Annotated in this window: 20 protein-coding genes; 15 read left to right on the top strand and 5 right to left on the bottom strand. The window is 60.2% G+C overall.

The genetic code is table 11. The features are described from left to right. The first annotated feature begins 205 nt into the window (after positions 1–205). Positions 206–3,052, top strand: coding sequence for an RNA polymerase-associated protein RapA (gene rapA, locus CAF87_RS09725; protein WP_085729924.1), 2,847 nt, complete (start codon positions 206–208; stop codon positions 3,050–3,052). A gap of 67 nt (positions 3,053–3,119) precedes the next feature. On the opposite strand, the gene CAF87_RS09720 is transcribed toward rapA, so the two are convergent. Then, on the bottom strand, positions 3,120–4,469 hold the full coding sequence (locus tag CAF87_RS09720; protein WP_085729923.1) for an MFS transporter: 1,350 nt from the start codon (positions 4,467–4,469) through the stop codon (positions 3,120–3,122). Positions 4,470–4,770: 301 nt separating this feature from the next. Between CAF87_RS09720 and CAF87_RS09715 the strand changes: the two genes are divergently transcribed. Further along, positions 4,771–5,124 (top strand): YkgJ family cysteine cluster protein, encoded by a 354-nt coding sequence (locus tag CAF87_RS09715; protein ID WP_085729922.1) that lies wholly within the window; start codon positions 4,771–4,773, stop codon positions 5,122–5,124. Positions 5,125–5,288: 164 nt separating this feature from the next. Further along, complete coding sequence (locus CAF87_RS09710) at positions 5,289–7,571, top strand: bifunctional diguanylate cyclase/phosphodiesterase (protein ID WP_085729921.1); 2,283 nt, start codon at positions 5,289–5,291, stop codon at positions 7,569–7,571. Here CAF87_RS09710 and CAF87_RS09705 read toward each other — a convergent pair. Further along, the gene (locus CAF87_RS09705) at positions 7,462–8,358 is read right to left on the bottom strand and encodes an NAD(P)-dependent oxidoreductase (protein WP_170929613.1); all 897 of its coding nucleotides are present in this window, start codon (positions 8,356–8,358) and stop codon (positions 7,462–7,464) included. The genes CAF87_RS09710 and CAF87_RS09705 overlap by 110 nt on opposite strands. A gap of 197 nt (positions 8,359–8,555) precedes the next feature. Between CAF87_RS09705 and CAF87_RS09700 the strand changes: the two genes are divergently transcribed. Next, positions 8,556–10,757, top strand: coding sequence for a hypothetical protein (locus tag CAF87_RS09700; RefSeq protein ID WP_085729920.1), 2,202 nt, complete (start codon positions 8,556–8,558; stop codon positions 10,755–10,757). A gap of 293 nt (positions 10,758–11,050) precedes the next feature. Here CAF87_RS09700 and CAF87_RS09695 read toward each other — a convergent pair whose 3' ends face one another. Then, positions 11,051–11,356, bottom strand: coding sequence for a DUF2288 domain-containing protein (locus CAF87_RS09695; protein ID WP_085729919.1), 306 nt, complete (start codon positions 11,354–11,356; stop codon positions 11,051–11,053). 352 nt (positions 11,357–11,708) lie between these two features. On the opposite strand from CAF87_RS09695, the gene CAF87_RS09690 reads away from it, so the two are divergent. The 9 genes from CAF87_RS09690 (at position 11,709) to CAF87_RS09645 (ending at position 19,317) form a co-directional block, all read left to right on the top strand. Continuing rightward, positions 11,709–12,836, top strand: a complete 1,128-nt coding sequence (locus CAF87_RS09690) for a branched-chain amino acid ABC transporter substrate-binding protein (protein WP_085712959.1) — start codon at positions 11,709–11,711, stop codon at positions 12,834–12,836. A gap of 231 nt (positions 12,837–13,067) precedes the next feature. After that, positions 13,068–13,991 (top strand): high-affinity branched-chain amino acid ABC transporter permease LivH, encoded by a 924-nt coding sequence (gene livH / locus CAF87_RS09680; protein WP_085729918.1) that lies wholly within the window; start codon positions 13,068–13,070, stop codon positions 13,989–13,991. Beyond that, complete coding sequence (locus CAF87_RS09675; protein WP_085729917.1) at positions 13,988–15,244, top strand: high-affinity branched-chain amino acid ABC transporter permease LivM; 1,257 nt, start codon at positions 13,988–13,990, stop codon at positions 15,242–15,244. The genes livH and CAF87_RS09675 overlap by 4 nt, the downstream gene beginning before the upstream one ends. Then, a complete protein-coding gene (gene livG / locus CAF87_RS09670) occupies positions 15,241–16,008 on the top strand; it encodes a high-affinity branched-chain amino acid ABC transporter ATP-binding protein LivG (protein ID WP_085729916.1) in 768 nt (255 codons plus the stop codon). Before CAF87_RS09675 ends, livG begins: the two co-directional genes overlap by 4 nt. Continuing rightward, positions 16,009–16,710, top strand: a complete 702-nt coding sequence (locus tag CAF87_RS09665) for an ABC transporter ATP-binding protein (protein WP_003222380.1) — start codon at positions 16,009–16,011, stop codon at positions 16,708–16,710. It begins immediately after the preceding gene. A 160-nt stretch (positions 16,711–16,870) separates the two neighbouring features. Further along, a complete protein-coding gene (locus CAF87_RS09660; protein WP_085729915.1) occupies positions 16,871–17,179 on the top strand; it encodes a DUF2282 domain-containing protein in 309 nt (102 codons plus the stop codon). A 25-nt stretch (positions 17,180–17,204) separates the two neighbouring features. Next, entirely contained in the window at positions 17,205–18,092 is an 888-nt protein-coding gene (locus CAF87_RS09655) for a DUF692 domain-containing protein (RefSeq protein ID WP_085730115.1), read from the top strand. Further along, entirely contained in the window at positions 18,089–18,847 is a 759-nt protein-coding gene (locus CAF87_RS09650) for a DUF2063 domain-containing protein (RefSeq protein ID WP_085729914.1), read from the top strand. Before CAF87_RS09655 ends, CAF87_RS09650 begins: the two co-directional genes overlap by 4 nt. Continuing rightward, the gene (locus tag CAF87_RS09645; RefSeq protein ID WP_085729913.1) at positions 18,844–19,317 is read left to right on the top strand and encodes a DoxX family protein; all 474 of its coding nucleotides are present in this window, start codon (positions 18,844–18,846) and stop codon (positions 19,315–19,317) included. Before CAF87_RS09650 ends, CAF87_RS09645 begins: the two co-directional genes overlap by 4 nt. Here the strand turns inward: CAF87_RS09645 and CAF87_RS09640 are convergent. Next, positions 19,308–20,222, bottom strand: a complete 915-nt coding sequence (locus CAF87_RS09640; protein ID WP_085729912.1) for a LysR family transcriptional regulator — start codon at positions 20,220–20,222, stop codon at positions 19,308–19,310. The genes CAF87_RS09645 and CAF87_RS09640 overlap by 10 nt on opposite strands. Before the next feature lie 103 nt (positions 20,223–20,325). On the opposite strand from CAF87_RS09640, the gene CAF87_RS09635 reads away from it, so the two are divergent. Further along, a complete protein-coding gene (locus CAF87_RS09635) occupies positions 20,326–20,925 on the top strand; it encodes a short chain dehydrogenase (RefSeq protein WP_085729911.1) in 600 nt (199 codons plus the stop codon). A gap of 43 nt (positions 20,926–20,968) precedes the next feature. Here CAF87_RS09635 and CAF87_RS09630 read toward each other — a convergent pair whose 3' ends face one another. Continuing rightward, complete coding sequence (locus CAF87_RS09630) at positions 20,969–21,328, bottom strand: hypothetical protein (RefSeq protein WP_085729910.1); 360 nt, start codon at positions 21,326–21,328, stop codon at positions 20,969–20,971. Positions 21,329–21,491: 163 nt separating this feature from the next. Here CAF87_RS09630 and CAF87_RS09625 point away from each other — a divergent pair, with 163 nt between their 5' ends. Next, positions 21,492–22,145, top strand: a complete 654-nt coding sequence (locus tag CAF87_RS09625; RefSeq protein ID WP_085729909.1) for a COG3650 family protein — start codon at positions 21,492–21,494, stop codon at positions 22,143–22,145. Positions 22,146–22,166 lie beyond the last annotated feature (21 nt).

Here is a 22,166-nt window from a genome sequence, read left to right as displayed (position 1 = left end):
GCATCGGGGCCTTGAGCCATCGGTCGAAAACTTGTGACCGGGTTGGCACTCAATCGTGCCGCCAGCGCTCCTGAAACCGACGCATGACCTAATCTTCCCTCAGTCGGCCGTCGGCATTTAATGGCCGCAACGACGCCTAATCCTTTGGCCTCAGGGCCTCATTCCGTTAAGATAGCCCGCTTTTTCAAGGTGGGAGTCAGGCAGCATGGCGCAGCAGTATCAACCGGGGCAACGCTGGATCAGTGACAGCGAAGCAGAGCTTGGTTTAGGCACCGTTCTGGCACAGGACGGCCGCTTGTTGACCGTGCTTTACCCGGCCACTGGCGAAACCCGCCAGTACGCGCTAAGGAATGCGCCCCTGACCCGCGTGCGATTCTCGCCGGGCGACTCCATCACTCACTTCGAAGGCTGGAAGATGACCGTGCGCGAAGTCGAGGATGCCGATGGCCTGCTCGTCTACCACGGTCTGAACGCCGAGAACGAAGCCGTCACCCTGCCGGAAACCCAGCTGTCGAACTTCATTCAGTTCCGGTTGGCCAGCGACCGTCTGTTCGCCGGGCAGATCGACCCACTGCCGTGGTTCTCCCTGCGCTACCACACCCTGGAACACACCAGCCGCCAGTTGCAGTCCGCGCTGTGGGGCCTGGGCGGCGTACGCGCACAACCGATCGCGCACCAGTTGCACATTGCCCGTGAAGTCGCCGACCGCATCGCCCCACGGGTATTGCTGGCGGACGAAGTGGGTCTGGGCAAAACCATCGAAGCCGGTCTGGTGATCCATCGCCAACTGCTGTCGGGCCGCGCCAGCCGCGTGCTGATCCTGGTGCCGGAAAACCTCCAGCACCAGTGGCTGGTGGAAATGCGCCGCCGCTTCAACCTTGAGGTCGCACTGTTCGACGAAGAACGCTTCATCGAAAGCGATGCCACCAACCCGTTCGAAGACACCCAACTGGCCCTCGTGGCGCTGGAGTGGCTGGTCGACGACGAAAAGGCCCAGGACGCACTGTTCGCTGCTGGCTGGGATCTGCTGGTCGTCGACGAAGCACACCACCTGGTCTGGCACGAAGAAAAAGTCAGCCCGGAGTACTCGCTGGTCGAACAACTGGCTGAAGTCATTCCCGGCGTGCTGCTGCTCACCGCTACCCCGGAACAACTCGGTCAGGATAGCCACTTCGCCCGTCTGCGCCTGCTCGACCCGAACCGCTTCCATGACCTGGCCGCCTTTCGCGCCGAAAGCGAGAACTATCGCCCGGTGGCCGAAGCCGTTCAGGAGCTGCTGGACAAGGGTCGCCTGTCGCCTTCCGCGCACAAGACCATCCACGGTTTCCTCGGCAACGAAGGTGAAGCCCTGCTGACCGCCGTCAACGATGGCGACAGCGAAGCCAGCGCCCGCCTCGTGCGCGAACTGCTCGACCGCCACGGCACTGGCCGCGTGCTGTTCCGCAACACCCGCGCCGCCGTGCAGGGTTTCCCGGAGCGCAAGCTGCACCCGTACCCACTGCCGTGCCCGGACGAATACCTCGAACTGCCACTGGGCGATCACGCCGAGCTGTACCCGGAAGTCAGCTTCCAGGCCCAGCCGGACGCCAGCGAAGAAGAACGCTGGTGGAAATTCGACCCGCGCGTCGAGTGGCTGATCGATCAGCTGAAAATGCTCAAGCGCACCAAAGTGCTGGTGATCTGCGCCCACGCCGAAACCGCGATGGACCTGGAAGACGCCCTGCGCGTGCGTTCCGGCATCCCGGCCACGGTGTTCCACGAAGGCATGAACATCCTCGAGCGAGACCGCGCCGCCGCCTACTTCGCCGACGAAGAGTTTGGCGCGCAGGTGCTGATCTGCTCGGAAATCGGCAGTGAAGGTCGTAACTTCCAGTTCGCCCACCACCTGGTGCTGTTCGATCTGCCGTCGCACCCGGACCTGCTGGAACAGCGGATCGGTCGTCTGGACCGGATCGGCCAGAAACACATCATCGAGCTGCACGTGCCGTACTTGGAAACCAGCCCGCAAGAACGTCTGTTCCAGTGGTATCACGAGGCGCTGAACGCGTTCCTCAATACCTGCCCGACCGGCAACGCCTTGCAGCATCAGTTCGGCCCGCGCCTGCTGCCACTGCTCGAAGAGGCTGACTATGGCGAGTGGCAAACGCTGATCGACGAGGCGCGCACCGAGCGCGAGCGTCTGGAAGCCGAGCTGCACACCGGTCGCGACCGTCTGCTGGAGTTGAACTCCGGCGGTGCCGGCGAAGGTGAAGCGCTGGTCGAGGACATCCTCGAGCAAGACGACCAGTTCGCCCTGCCGATCTACATGGAAACCCTGTTCGACGCGTTCGGCATCGACAGCGAAGACCATTCGGAAAACGCCCTGATCCTCAAGCCGAGCGAGAAGATGCTCGACGCCAGCTTCCCGCTGGGCGACGACGAAGGCGTGACCATCACCTACGACCGCAACCAGGCGCTGTCGCGCGAAGACATGCAGTTCATCACCTGGGAACACCCGATGGTGCAGGGCGGCATGGACCTGGTGCTGTCCGGTTCGATGGGCAACACCGCTGTCGCGCTGATCAAGAACAAGGCGTTGAAGCCAGGCACTGTGTTGCTGGAACTGCTGTACGTCAGCGAAGTGGTTGCACCGCGCTCGCTGCAACTGGGCCGTTACCTGCCGCCGGCCGCCCTGCGCTGCCTGCTCGATGCCAATGGCAACGACCTGTCGGCCCGTGTGTCGTTCGAAACCCTGAACGATCAACTGGAAAGCGTGCCACGCGCCAGTGCCAACAAGTTCATCCAGGCCCAGCGCGATCAGCTGACGCCACGGATCAACGCCGGTGAAGACAAGGTCATCCCGCGTCACGCCGAGCGCGTGGCCGAGGCCCGCCGTCGTCTGGCAGCCGATACCGATGAAGAACTGGCGCGCCTGACCGCGTTGCAAGCGGTCAACCCGACCGTACGCGACAGCGAACTGGTTGCCCTGCGCAAACAGCGCGAGCAAGGCCTGGCCATGCTCGACAAGGCTGCGCTGCGACTCGAAGCGATCCGGGTGCTGGTGGCGGGTTAAACCGCCCTGCTCCATCGCCACACATGAAAAGGCCCGCAGCGACGCGGGCCTTTTTGTTTGCCTGCGGTTACGCAGTCACCGCAGCGCCCTCTGGCTCGACCACCGCGACCAAACCCTCCTTCATCCGCTTCGCATCCCGCACAAAACACCGCGCCGCCAAAAACAGAAACACCATGGTCAGAAACAGCGCCACCGGGATCAGGTACATCGCGTCATGCAGGCCGACCGCTTTGAAGGCTTCAGTCATCTGCTCGGCGCCCGCCGAAATCATGGCCGACTTGGCAAAGTGATCGGACAATCCACCGACCACCACCGGCCCCAAGCCCCCGCCAAGCAAATACAATCCGGCAAAGAACAACGCCATCGCCGTGGCCCGCAGGCGCGGTTCGACCACGTCCTGAATCGCCGTATACACGCAGGTGTAGAAGTTATAGGCAAACAGCCAGCCGACACTGAACAGCGCGACAAACACACCGATCTCGATCCGCCCGGCGTGCAGTGCCCAAGCGGTGCACACGGTGGAAATGATCAGGCTGAACGCCGCAAACAGCAGCCGCCCGTTAGCCACACGCTGATGGATCTTGTCGGCGATCCAGCCGCCGAGGGTCAGGCCGATCAGCCCGGTCACGCCGACGATCAGCCCCGTGGCCACTGCCGCCTCCTGCAATGGCAGCAGAAAGTAACGCTGAAGCATCGGCACCAGAAACGAGTTACAGGCATACGTGGCAAAGTTGAAGCACAACCCGGCCATCACCAGCCACAGAAAAGTCGGCACCGCGAGAATCCGGCGGATCGGCTTGTCGACTTTCTCCTGCGACACTTGCACGGTCTCCGCCGCGCCGCGCTTGGGTTCCTTGATGAAGAACATGAACACCGCCAGCAGCAACCCCGGCACGGCAGCAATAAAGAACGGCGCGCGCCAGCTGTCGAATGCCTTGACCATCGCACCGATGGTGAAAAACGCCAGCAGCAGGCCCAACGGCAAGCCCAGCATGAAGATGCCCATGGCCCGCGCGCGACGGTGCGCCGGGAACAGATCACCAATCAGCGAGTTGGCGGCAGGCGCGTAACTGGCCTCGCCGATGCCGATGCCCATGCGTACCAGCAGGAAACTCCAGAAACTGCCGACCAGTCCGTTGACCGCGGTCAACGCACTCCAGGTCGCCAGGCCCCAGCCCATCAGCTTACTGCGCGAGCCGGTGTCGGCCATGCGCCCCAACGGCAGGCCGGCGATGGCATAGACGATGGTGAATGCGGTTCCGACGATCCCTAGCTGAAAATCGCTGAGGTGCCACTCCATTCGGATCGGTTCGATGATGATCGCCGGGATGGTGCGATCGAAGAAATTGAACAGGTTGGCGAGGAACAGCAGGAACAGAATGCGCCAGGCATTCGCCGCTTGGGTCGAGTTCTGCATGGGTCCGTCTCTTTTATTGTTATAGGGCTTCACTGCCGACGCATCCGAGCCCGGAACCTGCAATCTAGTCACGCTCGTCGGGACTGTCTGTGATCATTCGTCAGCCTGATAGGGAGCCATGGCACTGTAACGAAACGTAAGCGCTTGAAAAGGCTCGAATCCCCCGAAAACCGGGGGTTTTGCGGAAAAATCCGGCAATGAAAAAATACTTTCGCGCCCCCCTTCCCAACGCCGTGGCAAAGCCTAGAATGGCGCCGGATCCGTCCGGATCCAGCCGATCAATCCCTTTGATGCCCCTCCCATGTCCGATGTCAGTCCGTGTCTGAATTGCGGTGCCTGCTGTTCCCATTTTCGTGTGTCATTTTTCTGGGGTGAATGTGCATCCTCCGGCGGAACCGTGCCTGATGAACTGGTCACCCAGATCACGCCCAGCCGGGTCGCCATGATCGGCACCGACCGCAAGGCGCCGCGCTGCACCGCGCTGGAAGGCGAAGTCGGAAAATCGGTGGCCTGCACGATCTACGACAAGCGTTCCAGCCCCTGCCGCGAGTTCGAGGCGTCGTGGGAAAACGGCGAGCACAATCCCGACTGCGACAAGGCGCGTGCCCGTTTTGGCCTGCCGCCATTGCAACCGCACTGGAACGAAGTGGCCTGAGAAACCGAGCCTGCGAGACTTAGCACCAATCGCTATGACGCTCATGCCAAAATCATTAGAGCCAATGTGCCATCACCGCTTGCGCCCCGAGATCGGCCTCTATACTGCATTCATTCGCCTGCGTAGATGACGCAGTAAGGAAGCACTCAGAGACGGGGCATGCTATGGAGTGGCTTGGTTTGCAGTTTGTTGCCGAGCTGCCGGAGAGCGGGCAGGTCATTCTCAATTGCACACACAATCCCTTGCTGGTGCTGGTCGCCTATCTGGTGGCGTGTGCCGCGAGTTTCGCCACCCTCGATATGGCGGAACGCGTCGGCCATGCTGAAGATCCCGGATCGCGCAGGCTCTGGCGCTGGATCGGCGCCACTTGTCTGGCCGGCGGCATCTGGGCCATGCATTTCATCAGCATGCTGGCGTTCCAGACACCGATCGACATCCAGTACGACCTGGCCATTACCCTGTTCTCCCTGGTGATCGCCGTGCTGGCCTCCTGGCTGGCGATGCACACCCTCAGCGAACCGCAGCCCAGTCTGCTGCAATACTTCAAGACCGCCATCGTCATCGGTCTGGGCATCGCCGGCATGCACTACGTCGGCATGGCCGCCATGCAATCCGCCGCCACCGCCTACTACGAACCGACCTTGTTCGGGCTGTCGATCCTGATTGCCATCGGTGCCAGTTTCGCCGCGCTGTGGGTGGCCGGGAATTTGCGTGAAGGCAGCGGCCTGCACAACCAAATGCTCAAATACGTGGCTACCCTGATTCTCGGGGCCGGCATCATCAGCATGCACTTAACGGGCATGGCAGCGTTGCAACTGGTCCTCCCGGAGGGAAGAATTCCCACACTGAAGGTCGATTCCAGCCACTTGCAACTGGGGCTCACCGTCGCCTTTATCACCCTGCTGATCCTCGGTAGCGCCATCAGCGCCGCACTCGCCGACAAGAAACTGCAGAACAAGGAGCAAGACCTGCGCCGGGTCAACATGCTGCTCAGCCAGCTCGATCAGGCGCGGATGTCGCTGCAACAGGCAGCCAATTACGATGCGCTGACCAACCTGATCAACCGTCGCGGTTTCAACCAGCTCTTTGCTGAAAAGCTCAGCCAGAAATCCACCGAGGGCGGCATGCTCGCGGTGATGTTTCTCGACATCGACCACTTCAAGCGCATCAATGACAGCCTTGGTCATGACGCCGGTGACGAGTTGCTCAAGGTCATCGCCCAGCACATCAAAGGCTCGGTGCGCGGCCATGAAGACGTGGTTGCCCGTTTTGGCGGGGACGAATTCTGCATCCTCATTGGCCTGCGCGACCGTGAAGAGGCGCGCAACCTGGCCCAGCGCATCATGCTCAAGATGAAGGAGCCGATCGAACTGGCGGGGCGGCGCATGGTGATGACCACCAGCATCGGCATCAGCCTGTTTCCCGAAGACGGCACCACCTGCGATGAACTGCTCAAACACGCGGACCTGGCGCTGTATCAATCCAAGGGCGCCGGGCGCAACGGCGTGCACTTTTTCGATTCCAACCTGAAAAACCGCGCCAGCCTGGAACTGCAACTGGAGGAAGAACTGCGCCATGCCCTGCGCGAAGAGAACGGGTTGATGCTGTATTACCAGCCGATCTTCGAATTGAAGACCGGCAAGGTCACCAAGCTCGAAGCGCTGATTCGCTGGCAGCATCCGGTGCACGGCCTGCTGACCCCGGACCGTTTTATCGCCATCGCCGAAAACAACGGCCTGATCGCGGAGCTGGACAACTGGGTGCTGCGCAAGGCCTGCGAAGACCTGGGCGAGCTGTCGCGCCACGGCTGCAGCGACTTGAAAATCGCCTGGAACTGCTCCCCCCTGAATCTGGCCCGGGAAGAACTGGCCAATGAAATCGAATACGCCTTGCGCAGTGCCGGCGTCGCCCCCGAACGGCTGGAGCTGGAGGTGACCGAAAACGCCCTGATGGGCAACATCGCCAACACGCTGGTGCTGTTGCGGCAGATCCGCGCCCTGGGTGTCTCGCTGTCGATCGACGATTTCGGCACCGGCTATTCGTCGCTGGCTTACCTCAAGCGGCTGCCGCTCAACACCTTGAAGGTCGACCGCTCATTTATTCTCGATATTCCCAAGGCCACCGCCGACATGGAAATCGTCCAGGCGATCATCGTCATGGCCCACACCCTGCACTTGCAGGTGGTCACCGAAGGCGTGGAAAGCCTGGAGCAATACGAATTCCTCGAGCGCTCCGGCTGCGACTTCATTCAAGGTTACCTGCTCAGCCGTCCGGTGCCGCTGCACGAACTGCGCCCGGTCCTCGAAGAGATCAATCAACGCAAACACGCCCACTCGATCAATCCGCTGACGCTGGCTCGCGGTACATTTTCACCAGTGTCGATGGATCTTTCTCCAAAAAGCCCTGCGCCCCATGCAGGCGCATCAGTTGTGCGGCCAATCCGCTGATCGGTGTGGCCGAGCCGACTTCTCGGGAAAACTTCACCGCCGTATCGAGATCCTTGAGCAGCGTGCGCACATGCCATTTCACCGGTTCGAAACGGCTTTCGGCCATTTGCGGAGCGAGGATCTGCAGCGGCTTCGAATCGGCAAAACCACCGGCCAGCGCCTTGGCAATCAGGCTGGCGTCGACCCCGGACTGCTCGGCCAGCGCGACCACTTCGGCAATCACCAGCGCATTGCAGGCAACAATCATCTGATTGCAGGCCTTGGTCACCTGGCCGGCACCGATGCCGCCCATGTGCGTGACGCGCTGACCGAGGGTGAGCAACACCGGGCGAACACGATCAAGATCTGCGGCGTCACCACCGACCATGATTGCCAGACTGCCAGCCTCGGCCCCGACCACGCCGCCGGACACCGGTGAATCGAGCCAGGCCATGCCGGTCTTTTGCGCCAGTTCTGCTGCCATCTCGCGAGTCGCTGTCGGTTCAAGGCTGGAAAAGTCCACCAGCAACTGGCCGTTTCTTGCGCCTTCAGCAACACCGGCCGGGCCAAACACTACCTCGCGCACCACGGCCGTGTCGGCCAGGCACAGCATCACCACGTCGGCGTGTCCGCACAGTTCGGCCGAGGTCGCGACTTGCCGGGCACCCGCCTCGACCAGCGGCGCACATTTGTCCGGGTTGCGGTTCCACACCGTCAGCGGATAACCCGCCGCCAGCAGACGCCGGCACATCGGCAGGCCCATCAGGCCGATTCCGGCAAACCCCAACGAAGGTAGCGTTGACATCATTTAGCCTCCTTTTGATTAAAGATCGCCGAATCATGGCCGATCCATCATCAATCAGGAAAGGATTCCCCCGTGCGACACACAGGCAAAGACCCTGACGCACGGGCCAAATACGCGCAGAAAAAAGACGCGAGATTCCCATTCCGTGAGGCTCGACGACAGTGGTCGCCGAGCCAACCAGTCCAGGTAAATGGCGCACAATGACTTCTAAAAACAATCCGGCCACCGCGGTATCCGATCTGACCCTGAGCCCTGCGGCGAACAGCCCTGCCCCGATGAAGCCATTGCCTCCTTCGCGCCCTCTGGGCACCCAGCAATACCTGTACTTCACCGAAACCAACACCGATCGCATCCTCGACAACCTCGACGGCCTGCGTGACCTGGTGTTCCCGCGCCCGCCGCACCTGGAAGGCGACAACGAGCAGCACAACGACCAGGAATTCCCGTCGGTGTGCCTGATCGGCCTCGGTCGCTGCGGCTCCAACATCGCCCTCGACGTGGCGGAGCTGGTGTACAACGCGCGCAAGTTCTACCTCAACGAATTCAACAACGAAGACCGCGTGGCTGACCGTCGCCTGGCCTCCGACAAAGGCTACAGCCCGGCCCAGTGGATCAAGCAGAACCTGCGGATCGGCCCGAACAAATCGACCAAACCGGTGTTCCTGGTGGAACCCTTGGTGATGCTCGGCGACCTCGACAAGGACATTGCCGGGCGCATCCGTTTCTCGCGCAAGGGCGAGAAAAGTGGCTTCCTGCGCGACTACAGCAAAATGAAGATCATGGACTTGTCCGAAGTCCACGCCGGTGGCGCTGGTAACGCGCCGATCCTCGGCCAGTACCTGGCGAAGATCATCCTGAACAAGGACACCCAGCGTTTCTCCAGCCCTGACTGGAAAATGATCCACTCGTACCTGATCGACAGCTGCGGCATCAAGGCCAACCAGTCGCGCCTGTATTTCTCGATCTTCAGTGCCGGCGGCGGTACCGGTTCAGGCATGGCCTCGGAATTCGGCCTGGCCCAGCAGCACTCGTACATGAACAAGACGTTCGACACCAAGCCGATGGACGAGCATGACGGCAAGAGCGGTCATTCGTTCGTGTTCGAGCCGATCTTCACCAGCGGCATCTGCGTGCTGCCGAACATTTCCGACCACCGCAGCGAAATGTCCGAGGCGCTGCACATCAACGCCGGTCGCCTGCTGTGCAAATACCTGTCGGAGGAATGGGATTTCTCGTACAACTTCGCCAACGAAGACAGCAGCGAAGCCAGCGTCATGGGCCGTATCCGCCCATGGAACGCGATGATGCTGATCTCCAACGACATCATGCGTTACGCCGAAGAGAGCGACGACGGCAACATCCAGAACATTGATGTCAATGCGATGGAGAAGCACGCCAACCAGTACATCTCGCAGCAGATCTTCAACATTCTGACGGCCCAGGCAGTCACGACCGACTACGACCAGAACTATTTCCGTCGTGCCGGCATCGATATCGGCGAGACCATTCGCCTGGACGCCAACGATCTGTTCATGAGTCTGGCTGGCCCGGTGGCGATTGCCTACGCAGAATCCGTGGTGCCGGAAACGCCGCCGCCGAGCAGCGACAAATTCAAAGTGTTCGACAAAGAGCCACAGCGCCTGAACATCGACGATCTGTTCTTCCGCTCGATCGACCTGCCGCACTTCAACAAAGTCACCCAGGCCATCGAAGGCATCAGCCTGCTGCCGATCGAATCCAAGCGCTATCGCGCCTCGCTCGAACAGTACAAGAACTCCGGCTATGACGCGGCTGCGCTGCACGACCTGCACTTCTTCAAGAATTGCTCGTCGGTGGTCTCGATCGTCTCGTTGCCCAAAGACTACAAGCTGTCGTACATGGACCTGAACCGGTTGAAGACCCACCTCAACAGCCTGTTCCCCAACACCACACTGAAGCGTTACGCGCTGGTGATCGGCGCCTCGGCCAACCTGTCGCTGACCACCCTGATCGCCAAGAGCCCGTGCCTGTCGGATGACTTCCTGACCCTGATTGTGGCGTTCATCAAGCGCTGCTTCGCGAAGACCCCGTACCGTTTCGACGAGACCCTGGACAACTCGATCCTCGACTTCATCATCAATGAAGAATTCGATGAAGCGCGTATCGATGACCTGCTCAACGAGTTCGAGAACCCGGCGAAGATCCTCGATACCAACTGGTACGCGATCAAACCGATGTACGAGAAGAAGTACCGCGAGCTGATCAACGACAAAGAAAAATTTGTCTCGATCAACGACATCCGCCTGTCGCGAGATTGTGTGAAGAAGTCGATCAAATACCTGCGCGAGATTTACCGTCACCGGATCGGCAAGACCAAGGTCATCTCGCTGAATAACCATACTGGCAAGACTTACTCGGTCTGATCCTGAACCGAGTCGCGCCCTTCGCGAGCAGGCTCGCTCTCACATTGGAAGATGTTTCCTGTGGGAGCGAGCCTGCTCAAGATGAGGCCCTCGAATTCCCCGATTTATCCAACCTTTCCAACATCCCGAAACAATTAAGCAGCCGTTAGGCTGCTTACTAAACTGTGCCCGTTACGTTTACGTCACCGTTATGCCACCCGCGCTTGTGGCATTTCTCTACGGCAACGTGCCATCACGCTACTCGGCTACACACTTTTCCTCGGTCATTATGCGCACCAACAAGGTGCAACCCTTCAGGCCGGCGCCCTTTCCTGGACCAGGATCCACGGCCGGACCACCACCGCCCACATCTCCGGATCACGTTCGAAAATATCCAGCGCCCGCGTTTCAGACAGCTTGGCGACCTTGTCTTCGGCCAGCCAGGCAGCGACTTTCTCGCCCTGATCCGATGCCACGGCCTCGGCCACGGCGATCAAATCCAGGTCGCCATCGACCCACAATAGGGCACCCTGGGCGTAGAAGCGCTCCAGCTCTTTCCAGGTAATAGATGCGGTTTCACCAAGCAGCTTGGCATAGAGGGTGCTAGGTTCTTGATTCATGGGACTGTCCGGAAAAGAAATCGGCGCGAATGATAACGTCGGTGGTCCGGCAGAAAAACCCGGTAGCAAAAGGCTGTACCGAACGAAAAGAGCAGGAAGGCCAGGGAATGCTGATGATCGGGGTATAAGCCCTTTGAACGTCCCGCCGCAATTCTGTCTTTTTCTTTCACTAAAGCGACATCTCCAGAATTTGCCCCTGGGCGCCAGCTTCCCAGGCCAACAACCGGCGCTCTACACTGTACCGGTACAGTTGCCGGGGGCATTTCCGGAAGGTATCGCGAAGATATCCAGCCCGGTTCTGCTGCTACGGCGTCAGGACTCTAAAAAAATACAACAGTAAGAGTGGAGCACTATGACTAAGGCTACTAAGCAGATTTCCAAACTGTTTGCCGCTATGGTACTGGCCGGGGTTGCCAGCCATTCGTTCGCAGCTGACACCATCAAGATCGGTATCGCCGGCCCTAAAACCGGCCCGGTAGCCCAGTACGGCGACATGCAGTTCAGTGGTGCCAAAATGGCCATCGAACAGATCAACGCCAAGGGCGGCGTCGACGGCAAGAAGCTCGAAGCCGTTGAATACGATGACGCTTGCGATCCGAAACAAGCCGTAGCCGTTGCGAACAAGGTCGTCAACGACGGCGTCAAATTCGTGGTCGGTCACCTGTGCTCCAGCTCCACCCAGCCTGCTTCGGACGTGTACGAAGACGAAGGCGTGATCATGATCACCCCGGCTGCCACCAGCCCGGACATCACCAGCCGTGGTTACAAAATGGTGTTCCGCACCATCGGTCTGGACAGCGCCCAAGGCCCTGCCGCCGGTAACTACATTGCCGATCACGTGAAACCGAAAATCGTTGCTGTTCTGCACGACAAACAGCAATACGGTGAAGGCATCGCCACCGCCGTGAAGAAAACCCTGGAAGGCAAAGGCGTCAAGGTTGCCGTGTTCGAAGGCGTCAACGCCGGCGACAAAGACTTCTCCTCGATGATCTCCAAGCTCAAGCAAGCCAACGTCGACTTCGTCTACTACGGCGGCTACCACCCGGAGCTGGGCCTGATCCTGCGTCAGTCCCAGGAAAAAGGCCTGAAAGCCAAGTTCATGGGTCCGGAAGGCGTGGGTAACGACTCCATCTCGCAGATCGCCAAGGACGCGTCCGAAGGCCTGCTGGTGACCCTGCCGAAGTCCTTCGACCAGGATCCGGCCAACCAGAAGCTGGCTGAAGACTTCAAGGCGAAGAAAGAAGACCCGAGCGGCCCGTTCGTGTTCCCGTCCTACTCGGCGGTTGAAGTGATTGCCCAGGGTATCACCGCTGCCAAATCCGAAGACCCTGCCAAAGTGGCGGCCGCCATTCACGCCGGCACCTTCAAGACCCCTACCGGTGACCTGAGCTTCGACGCCAAGGGCGACCTGAAGGACTTCAAATTCGTGGTCTACGAGTGGCACTTCGGCAAACCTAAAACCGAAGTTTCGCCTCAGTAAGGCGCTGCCTGACTGACTGCCAATAAAGCCCACGGCGTGCCGTGGGCTTTGTTTTACGAATGTATTGGGCCGCACTGGCGTGATCCGCCAGTCTCCCCACCTGAAAATCTCAAAACCGTCATCAGCGGTTCGCTGGCAAAACCCGGATTCGAAGTGGATAAAGATCCACGGGGCCGGGCGGGAAAATGACTCCACCAGTGAAATGCGTATCAGGTTTTTAGGAGCGCTGTAATGCCTGACATCTATCACTTCTTCCAACAGCTGGTTAATGGCATGACCATTGGCAGCACGTATGCCCTGATCGCCATCGGCTATACGATGGTCTACGGCATCATTGGAATGATCAACTTCGCCCATGGCGAGGTGTACATGATCGGCTCCTACGTGGCATTCATCGCCATCGCCGGGCTGTCCATGATGGGACTCGACAGTGTTCCGCTGTTGATGACCGCCGCTTTTCTCGCAACCATCGTCGTGACCAGTGCCTACGGTTACAGCATCGAACGGGTCGCCTACCGCCCCTTGCGCGGCAGCAACCGTCTGATCCCGCTGATTTCCGCCATCGGTATGTCGATCTTCCTGCAGAACACGGTTCTGCTGGCGCAAGACTCCAAGGACAAATCCATCCCCAACCTGATCCCCGGCAACTTCTCCATCGGACCAGGTGGCGCACATGAAGTGCTGATTTCCTACATGCAAATCGTGGTGTTCGTGGTGACCCTGGTCGCCATGCTCGGCCTGACGCTGTTCATCTCCCGCTCTCGTCTGGGTCGCGCCTGCCGTGCCTGTGCCGAAGACATCAAGATGGCCAACCTGCTGGGCATCAACACCAACAACATCATCGCCCTGACCTTCGTCATCGGTGCTGCGCTGGCGGCCATCGCAGCCGTGCTGCTGAGCATGCAATACGGCGTGATCAACCCGAACGCCGGCTTCCTTGTCGGCCTCAAGGCCTTCACCGCCGCGGTACTGGGCGGCATCGGCAGCATCCCCGGCGCCATGCTCGGCGGGCTGGTGCTGGGTGTGGCGGAAGCCTTTGGTGCCGATATCTTCGGCGACCAGTACAAGGACGTCGTGGCGTTCGGGCTGCTGGTTCTGGTGCTGTTGTTCCGGCCAACCGGCCTGTTGGGTCGTCCGGAGGTTGAGAAAGTATGACTAGGAATCTTAAACAGGCGCTGTTCAGCGCCCTGCTGGTGTGGGCGGTGGCCTACCCGGTACTCGGTCTGAAGCTGACCATCGTCGGCATCAACCTCGAAGTGCATGGCACCAGTACCTCGACATTGATCACCATTGCCGTCTGCTCTGTGTTGATGTTCCTGCGTGTGCTGTTCGACCAGCAGATCGGCGCGGCGTGGAAATCCTCGCCGAACCTGCCAAAAATGCCGGCCAAGGCCAGCAGCTTCCTGACCCTGCCGACCACTCAGCGCTGGATCATCATTGCGTTGATCATCGGTGCACTGGTCTGGCCGTTTTTCGGTTCTCGCGGCGCGGTGGATATCGCGACGCTGGTGCTGATCTACGTGATGCTCGGCCTGGGCCTGAACATCGTGGTCGGCCTGGCTGGCCTGCTCGACCTCGGTTACGTCGGCTTCTATGCCGTCGGCGCCTACAGTTATGCGCTGCTGTCGCACTACTACGGCCTGAGCTTCTGGATCTGCCTGCCGATCGCCGGACTGATGGCGGCCACCTTCGGCTTCCTGCTCGGTTTCCCGGTACTGCGTCTGCGCGGTGACTATCTGGCGATCGTGACGCTGGGCTTCGGTGAAATCATCCGTCTGTTCCTGCGCAACCTCACCGACATCACCGGCGGCCCGAACGGTATCAGCAACATCGAGAAGCCAACGTTCTTCGGTCTGACCTTCGAACGTAAAGCCGCCGAGGGTCTGCAGACGTTCCACGAATACTTCGGCCTGGAATACAACTCGATCAACAAGGTGATCTTCCTGTATCTGGTGGCGTTGTTCCTGGCGCTGTTCGCGCTGTTCGTCATCAACCGCTTGCTGCGCATGCCTCTGGGCCGTGCCTGGGAAGCGTTGCGCGAGGACGAGATCGCCTGCCGTGCATTGGGCCTGAACCCGACGCTCATCAAGCTTTCAGCGTTCACCCTGGGTGCCTGCTTCGCCGGTTTCGCCGGCAGCTTCTTCGCCGCCCGTCAGGGTCTGGTAACGCCGGAGTCCTTTACCTTCATCGAGTCGGCGACCATTCTCGCCATCGTGGTGCTGGGCGGCATGGGCTCGCAGCTGGGCGTGGTACTGGCGGCGGTCGTGATGATCCTGCTGCCGGAAATGATGCGTGAGTTCAGTGAGTACCGCATGCTGATGTTCGGCGCCCTGATGGTGCTGATGATGATCTGGCGACCTCAAGGTCTGCTGCCCATGCAACGTCCTCACATGGAGCTGCGCAAATGAGCCGCGAGATCCTGAAAGTCGAAAATCTGAGCATGCGCTTCGGCGGTCTGCTGGCGGTCAACGGCGTGGCCCTGACCGTGAAAGAGAAACAAGTGGTGGCGCTGATCGGGCCTAACGGCGCGGGCAAGACCACCGTGTTCAACTGCCTGACCGGTTTCTACAAGCCGAGCGGCGGCAGCATCAAGCTCGATGGCGAGCCGATCGAAGGCCTGCCTGGCCACAAGATCGCCCTCAAGGGTGTGGTGCGCACCTTCCAGAACGTGCGGTTGTTCAAGGACATGACGGCGGTCGAGAACCTGTTGATCGCCCAGCACCGTCACCTGAACACCAACTTTCTGTCCGGCCTGTTCAAGACCCCGGCGTTCCGCAAAAGCGAGCGCGAGGCCATGGAATACGCCGAGTACTGGCTGGACAAGGTCAACCTCAAGGAGTTCGCCAACCGTCCGGCCGGCACCCTGGCTTACGGTCAGCAGCGTCGCCTGGAAATCGCTCGCTGCATGATGACCCGTCCACGGATCCTCATGCTCGACGAACCCGCTGCCGGTCTGAACCCGAAGGAAACCGAAGACCTGAAGGCGCTGATCAGCGTGCTGCGTGAAGAACACAACGTCACCGTGCTGCTGATCGAACACGACATGAAACTGGTCATGAGCATTTCCGACCACATCGTCGTGATCAACCAGGGCACGCCTCTGGCCGACGGCACGCCGGAACAGATCCGCGACAATCCTGAAGTGATCAAAGCCTACCTGGGGGAAGCGTAAATGCTGCAGTTCGAAAACGTTTCCACCTTCTACGGCAAGATCCAGGCCCTGCACAGCGTCAACGTCGAAGTCCGCCAGGGCGAGATCGTGACCCTGATCGGCGCCAACGGTGCCGGCAAGTCCACCCTGCTGATGACGCTTTGCGGTTCACCGCAGGCGCACAGCGGCAGCATCCGCTACATGGGTGAGGAACTGGTCGGCCAGGACTCGTCGCAGATCATGCGCAAGAGCATCGCCGTGGTGCCTGAAGGCCGTCGGGTGTTTGCCCGTCTGACCGTCGAAGAGAACCTGTCCATGGGTGGTTTCTTCACCGACAAGGGCGACTATCAGGAACAGATGGACAAGGTTCTCGGACTTTTCCCACGCCTGAAAGAACGCTTCAACCAGCGCGGCGGCACCATGTCCGGCGGCGAACAGCAAATGCTCGCCATCGGCCGGGCGCTGATGAGCAAGCCGAAACTGCTGCTGCTCGACGAGCCGTCGCTGGGTCTGGCACCGATCATCATCCAGCAGATCTTCGACATCATCGAACAGCTGCGCAAGGACGGTGTGACGGTGTTCCTGGTCGAGCAGAACGCCAACCAGGCGCTGAAAATCGCTGACCGAGCCTACGTGCTGGAAAACGGCCGGGTGGTGATGCAAGGCACCGGCGAAGCGCTGCTGACCGACCCGAAAGTACGCGAGGCGTACCTCGGCGGTTGATGGATCGCTACAAACAAAAAACGGCCTTCGGGCCGTTTTTTTTTTTGCGCTTTGAAAATTATTTTCGCGATCGCTGTAACGCATTCCCAGGTCGTTTCTCTAGAGGGGTAAGCAAGCGCACATCGCTTGTTCCAACCCAAGTTGAAACCGGAGAAACATCATGACTGCTACCACCCGCACCCTGTCCGCCACCGCCCTGGTTCTGGCCCTTGGTTCCGCCCTGAGCATGGCCGCCGTTTCGACCGCCCAGGCTGCCGACAACAGCAACATGGAAAAATGCTTCGGCGTGGCCATGAAAGGTCATAACGACTGCGCCGCCGGCGCCGGTACCACCTGTGCAGGCACGGCGAAAATGGATTACCAGGCCAACTCCTGGAAGTTCGTTCCGAAAGGCACTTGCACCACCACCGAAAGCAAGACTTCGCCGACCGGTTTCGGTCAGATGGAAGCCTTCAAGGCCAAGTCCTGATCCGGAGGCTGCCCGAGTGTCGATCATGATCACTTCCTGCGACCATGCCTCCCCCCGCACTCGGGCAGCCCTCACCGGGCTCCCGCCCCGTGCCGGGCTGGGGCTCAAGACCGGGCACTTTCGTGAAGTGCTCGGCTCTCTACCGGACATCGGTTTCTTCGAAGTCCACGCCGAAAACTACATGGTGGCCGGCGGCCCGTTTCATCATTTTCTGGGTTTGATTCGCGAGGCGTATCCGTTGTCGTTGCACGGTGTCGGCCTGTCCATCGGTGCCGAAGGCCCGCTGGATGTGCAACACCTCAAACGTCTGAGCGCGCTGATCGAGCGGTATCAACCCCACTCCTTTTCCGAACACCTGGCCTGGTCGACTCACGGCCCGGTGTTTCTCAATGACCTGTTGCCTCTGGCCTACGATACGCCGACGCTGAATCGCGTCTGCGATCACATCGACCAGGTGCAGAGCACCCTCAAGCGTCCGATGCTGCTGGAAAACCCGGCGACCTATCTGGCGTTCGAGCGCTCGACGATGGACGAAGCGGATTTCATCCGTGAAGTCATCCGTCGTAGCGGCTGCGGTCTGTTGCTGGACGTGAACAACGTCTACGTCTCTTGCATCAACCATCAGCGCGATCCTCTGGCCTACCTCGACGCGCTGCCGCTGCACGCGGTTGGCGAGATCCATCTGGCGGGGTTTGCCGAAGATACCGACAGCCTCGGTGATCGTTTGCTGATCGACGATCACGGCGCACCGGTCGATCAGGCTGTCTGGTCTTTGTACCGACAGGCGCTGGAGCGCGTCGGCCCGGTGGCGACGCTGATCGAACGGGACAATCAGGTGCCGGCCTTCGACGTGCTGATGGCCGAGGCGCAACAGGCCGACGCGCTTCTGCTTTGCGCGGGAGTTCGACCATGAGCACCCAAGCCGTGTTCAGCGCCGCACTGCTCGATGTCGGCCTGCCCTGCCCCGACGGATTGTGCAGCGCCAACGGGGCCGATCCGGCCAGTCGTTTCGCGGTGTACCGCAACAACGTGCAAGGCTCGTTGAGCAATGCACTGGCCGACAGTTATCCCGTGGTGATGCAGTTGGTGGGAGAGGATTTCTTCCGTGCCATGGCCGGAATTTTCATTCAAAACCACCCACCACAAAGCCCGATGATGAGCGACTACGGCAGTGATCTGGCGGACTTCATCAGCAGATTCGAGCCGGCGTCGAGCGTGCCCTACCTGGCCGATGTCGCGCGGCTGGAGCGCTTACGCACGCTGGCCTATCACGCCGCCGATATCGCGCCGCTCAGCCAGGACCGGATCGCTGCGGCCTTCGCGGATCAGGAAGGCCTGAGTCGCTTGCAAATCGGTCTGCATCCTTCGCTGCATGTGCTCGATTCAGCCTTTGCTGTGGTGGATATCTGGGCCGCGCATCAGCAAGACGCCACATTGGCCGGGATCGATCTGAATCAGGCCCAGCACACGCTGATCCTGCGCAACGGGCTGGAGGTCGAGGTGTTCGCCGTGGATCCCGGCGTCAGCCAGTTCATCCGCCAGCTCAAGGCCGGCCTGTCACTCACCTTGGCGCTGGAATCCACAGAAGCCTTCGACCTCAGCCAAACCCTGGCCCTGTTGATCAGTCGCCAGTCCATCACCCATTTACATCACAAGGTTTCGCCATGAACAGCCTCATTGCCCGCGCCATCGCGCTGCTGGAAAAAATCCCACACAGCCTGATTGCCCTCATCGCGCGTTTTTCCATTGCGGCGGTGTTCTGGAAGTCCGGGCAGACCAAGGTCGAGGGCCTGGCCATCGACCTGATCGACGGCACCTTTCAGATTGGCTGGCCGCATCTGGCCGACTCGACGATTCCGCTGTTCCAGAGTGAATACCACGTGCCGCTGGTGTCACCGGAAATTGCCGCTCACATGGCGGCATTCGCCGAGCACTTTTTCCCGATCCTGATCCTCGTCGGCTTCGCCACGCGATTTTCGGCGCTTGCATTGCTGGGCATGACGCTGGTCATCGAGTTGTTCGTGTACCCCGACGCCTACCCGACTCACGGCACCTGGGCGGCCGTTCTGCTGTACCTGATGACCACCGGACCGGGCAAACTGTCGATCGACCATCTGATCGCCCGACGTTACCGCTGAAGCCGGTCGAGCGCCTCGCCACTACGCTTGAACCAGCCGATCAGGTAGTCCGCCAGCACTTGGGTACGTTTCGGTAAACCGCCCTGATAAGGATGCACCAGGTACATCGGCATACGCCGGGTCTGAAAATCACGAAGGAGCCAGCGCAATCGGCCGTCAGCCAATTCCGCCTGCAACAGATAGGACGGCAGGCGTGCAATGCCGGCGCCGGCCAGTGCGGCTTTCTTCAACAGGTTGTAGTGATTGCTGGCGAACGGTCCCGACACCCGCACTCGCAGCAGTTCGTGCTGCTGGTGATACAGCCACTCTTCGCGACCGCTGTAATGACTGTTAAGCAGACAACGGTGCTCGGCCAGCGCCTGCGGCGTCTGCGGCTCACCAAAACGCTCCAGATACGCCGGACTGGCGCAGGTCATTTCCTGCCAGGCCAGCAAGGGCTTGGCCACCAGTCGCTCGTCGTTGGCGACTTCCGTGCGAATAGCCAGATCGAAGCCGTCGCGGGAGAGATCGCGATAGCTGTTGTTCAACTCAAGCTCGATCTGTACTTCGGGATATTTCTGGGAGAACTCCAGCAACAGTCCATCGAAGAACGTTTCCCCCAGCGACACCGGCACCGTCATACGCACGGGACCGGCCATGTCGTCCTTCAAGCGCGCCAATGCCTGACGCGCCCTTTCGACCTGGACTACAAGCGCCTGAGCCTGCGGTAACAACGCCGCACCGGCCGCCGTCAGGCTGAGCCGACGCGTCGTGCGCTGCAGCAACACCACGGAAAACCGCGTTTCCAGCTGACTGATACGCTTGGACAGTTGTCCCTTGCTGCACCCCAGTTGCTGCGCCGCCAAAGTAAAACTACCCGCCTCGATCAACACCGCAAACGCCGCCAGATCATCCATCTCGCTCATGGATTGTTTCCATTTGAAAACCAAAGGTTGCCCATTAGCGCGCTTATCAGCCGAAAAAACCACTCTAGACTGAAACCTCGTTCAATCACTTGAGGCAAGCACGATGAAAATTCTGTTGATCGGCGCAGGCGGCACCATCGGTTCGGCCGTGGACAAAGAGCTGTCGCAGCGTCACGAAGTCATTCGCATCGGTCGCAACAGCGGCGATTTCCAGGTGGATATCAGCGACAGCGCATCGATTCGCAAGCTGTTCGAGCAGACCGGCAAGTTCGACGCCCTGGTCTGCGCCGCCGGCAACGTGACCTTCGCCCCGCTGGGCGACATGAACGAAGACAGCTTCGCCCTCGGCCTGAAAGACAAGTTGATGGGCCAGGTCAATCTGCTGCTGATCGGCCGCGAATTCGCCAACGACGGCGCATCCTTCACCTTCACCACCGGCGTGCTCAGCCACGATCCGATCCGCAGCGGTGCGTCGGCTGCACTGGTCAACGGCGCGCTCGACAGCTTCGTCCGTGCCGCCGCCATCGAACTGCCACGGGGCCTGCGCGTTAACTCGATCAGCCCGACCGTGCTGGTGGAAGCCATGGGCAGTTACGCCCCGTACTTCCGCGGCTACAAGCCGGTTCCTGCGGCGGATGTGGCATTGGCCTACGCCAAAAGTGTCGAAGGCCTGCAGACAGGTCAGACATTTCACGTGGGCTGAAAAGCCTCGGCATGCGGCGCTGGGTCAGCGTCGCATCAAGGTTTTAATGCTCCAGCAGCGTCGGAAGCAGCTTGCTGGCGACCTCGCGGGGCACGCTTATCATCAGACTCGGGCCTTTGATTACCGATTGAATCGTTGCGCTCGACACTTGAACGCCGTTGATGGACAGCTGCAGGGGTTGATGCAGTCCCTCGGTCGTCACCCGCTGCAGGCGATGCTGCGCATCCGGGTTCAAGGTGACATTGAGCATGACGGCATGCGGATTCGGATCATCGATTCGTTTGAGCTCGAGGCTCATTTCGGAGAAATCCGTCTCCGATGAAAAAGCAATTTCTGCCGCCATCGACGGCCATGCAGCCATCATTGCCAGTACCGCCAAAAGCACCCTGCCTGATCCGTTCATAAAAACCTCGCGTATCGAAAAGGCGGACAAGGTACGGCCAAATGTCCTTCGTCCCGACTTCGAAAGTTAAGCCAAATGTTTCCGGTACGTGGCAAATCCAACTCATGGTTGTGATAAGCGGTCAGCCTGCGTAACGTGGCGGCACTTGTCTGGAGAGCCGAAGATGCGTGTTGCCCGTTCCTTGATCGTTGTTGCCCTGCTCCCTCTGTTTGCCGCGTGCCAGTTGTTCGAGGGTGCGCGGACCAGCGCCTCCCACGTCGGCCAGACGCGGATGCAGGGGCAACTGACCGCTGCCGACGGCAAACTGGTGTTCCAGGCCTGCGGCGAGCAGCGCCAGTACGTGGTCAACGACATCGGCGGCACCAGCGTCCTGCAGGAGGCCGCCACGCTGGCCGACCAACAGGGCAAGCTGTTCGCCGACGTTCGCGGCAAGATCGCCGGTGACCGCCTCGACCTGACCCAGCTGTACCGCGTGGAACGTTCCGGCACTGCCTGTGACGATCCCAATTTCAAACAGTTGATCCTGCGTGCGGCCGGTCATGGTCCGGAATGGAACGTCAAGGTCAGTGGCAAAGGCATGGTCATCGACCGCGAAGGCCAGCCACCGCTCGCCGTGCCTTACGTCGAAGAGCAATTGGGCGACGGTCGTTTCAACCTCAGCAGCGAAGCCAACAACCAGCGCATCGAGCTGTGGGTGGCGCCGCAACGCTGTGTCGACAGTAACAGCGGCAGCGTGCAGCACATGAGTGCCGAGCTGCGTATCGACGGCAAGGTGCAGCGCGGTTGCGGGTATTTCGGCGGTTCGCGCAACGACTGATCGTTTTACCCTCACGGGATC

Origin of the sequence: Pseudomonas sp. R38(2017) (assembly GCF_002112395.1) — a bacterium.
Lineage (GTDB): Bacteria > Pseudomonadota > Gammaproteobacteria > Pseudomonadales > Pseudomonadaceae > Aquipseudomonas.
This window is presented reverse-complemented; position numbering and strand designations above follow the sequence as displayed.

Bases quoted from the DNA above. Each gene is read 5' to 3' on its own strand.
- rapA (WP_085729924.1), top strand. From the start codon at position 206: ATGGCGCAGCAGTATCAACCGGGGCAACGCTGGATCAGTGACAGCGAA.
- CAF87_RS09720 (WP_085729923.1), bottom strand. From the start codon at position 4,469: ATGCAGAACTCGACCCAAGCGGCGAATGCCTGGCGCATTCTGTTCCTG.
- CAF87_RS09715 (WP_085729922.1), top strand. From the start codon at position 4,771: ATGTCCGATGTCAGTCCGTGTCTGAATTGCGGTGCCTGCTGTTCCCAT.
- CAF87_RS09710 (WP_085729921.1), top strand. From the start codon at position 5,289: ATGGAGTGGCTTGGTTTGCAGTTTGTTGCCGAGCTGCCGGAGAGCGGG.
- CAF87_RS09705 (WP_170929613.1), bottom strand. From the start codon at position 8,358: ATGATGTCAACGCTACCTTCGTTGGGGTTTGCCGGAATCGGCCTGATG.
- CAF87_RS09700 (WP_085729920.1), top strand. From the start codon at position 8,556: ATGACTTCTAAAAACAATCCGGCCACCGCGGTATCCGATCTGACCCTG.
- CAF87_RS09695 (WP_085729919.1), bottom strand. From the start codon at position 11,356: ATGAATCAAGAACCTAGCACCCTCTATGCCAAGCTGCTTGGTGAAACC.
- CAF87_RS09690 (WP_085712959.1), top strand. From the start codon at position 11,709: ATGACTAAGGCTACTAAGCAGATTTCCAAACTGTTTGCCGCTATGGTA.
- livH (WP_085729918.1), top strand. From the start codon at position 13,068: ATGCCTGACATCTATCACTTCTTCCAACAGCTGGTTAATGGCATGACC.
- CAF87_RS09675 (WP_085729917.1), top strand. From the start codon at position 13,988: ATGACTAGGAATCTTAAACAGGCGCTGTTCAGCGCCCTGCTGGTGTGG.
- livG (WP_085729916.1), top strand. From the start codon at position 15,241: ATGAGCCGCGAGATCCTGAAAGTCGAAAATCTGAGCATGCGCTTCGGC.
- CAF87_RS09665 (WP_003222380.1), top strand. From the start codon at position 16,009: ATGCTGCAGTTCGAAAACGTTTCCACCTTCTACGGCAAGATCCAGGCC.
- CAF87_RS09660 (WP_085729915.1), top strand. From the start codon at position 16,871: ATGACTGCTACCACCCGCACCCTGTCCGCCACCGCCCTGGTTCTGGCC.
- CAF87_RS09655 (WP_085730115.1), top strand. From the start codon at position 17,205: ATGATCACTTCCTGCGACCATGCCTCCCCCCGCACTCGGGCAGCCCTC.
- CAF87_RS09650 (WP_085729914.1), top strand. From the start codon at position 18,089: ATGAGCACCCAAGCCGTGTTCAGCGCCGCACTGCTCGATGTCGGCCTG.
- CAF87_RS09645 (WP_085729913.1), top strand. From the start codon at position 18,844: ATGAACAGCCTCATTGCCCGCGCCATCGCGCTGCTGGAAAAAATCCCA.
- CAF87_RS09640 (WP_085729912.1), bottom strand. From the start codon at position 20,222: ATGAGCGAGATGGATGATCTGGCGGCGTTTGCGGTGTTGATCGAGGCG.
- CAF87_RS09635 (WP_085729911.1), top strand. From the start codon at position 20,326: ATGAAAATTCTGTTGATCGGCGCAGGCGGCACCATCGGTTCGGCCGTG.
- CAF87_RS09630 (WP_085729910.1), bottom strand. From the start codon at position 21,328: ATGAACGGATCAGGCAGGGTGCTTTTGGCGGTACTGGCAATGATGGCT.
- CAF87_RS09625 (WP_085729909.1), top strand. From the start codon at position 21,492: ATGCGTGTTGCCCGTTCCTTGATCGTTGTTGCCCTGCTCCCTCTGTTT.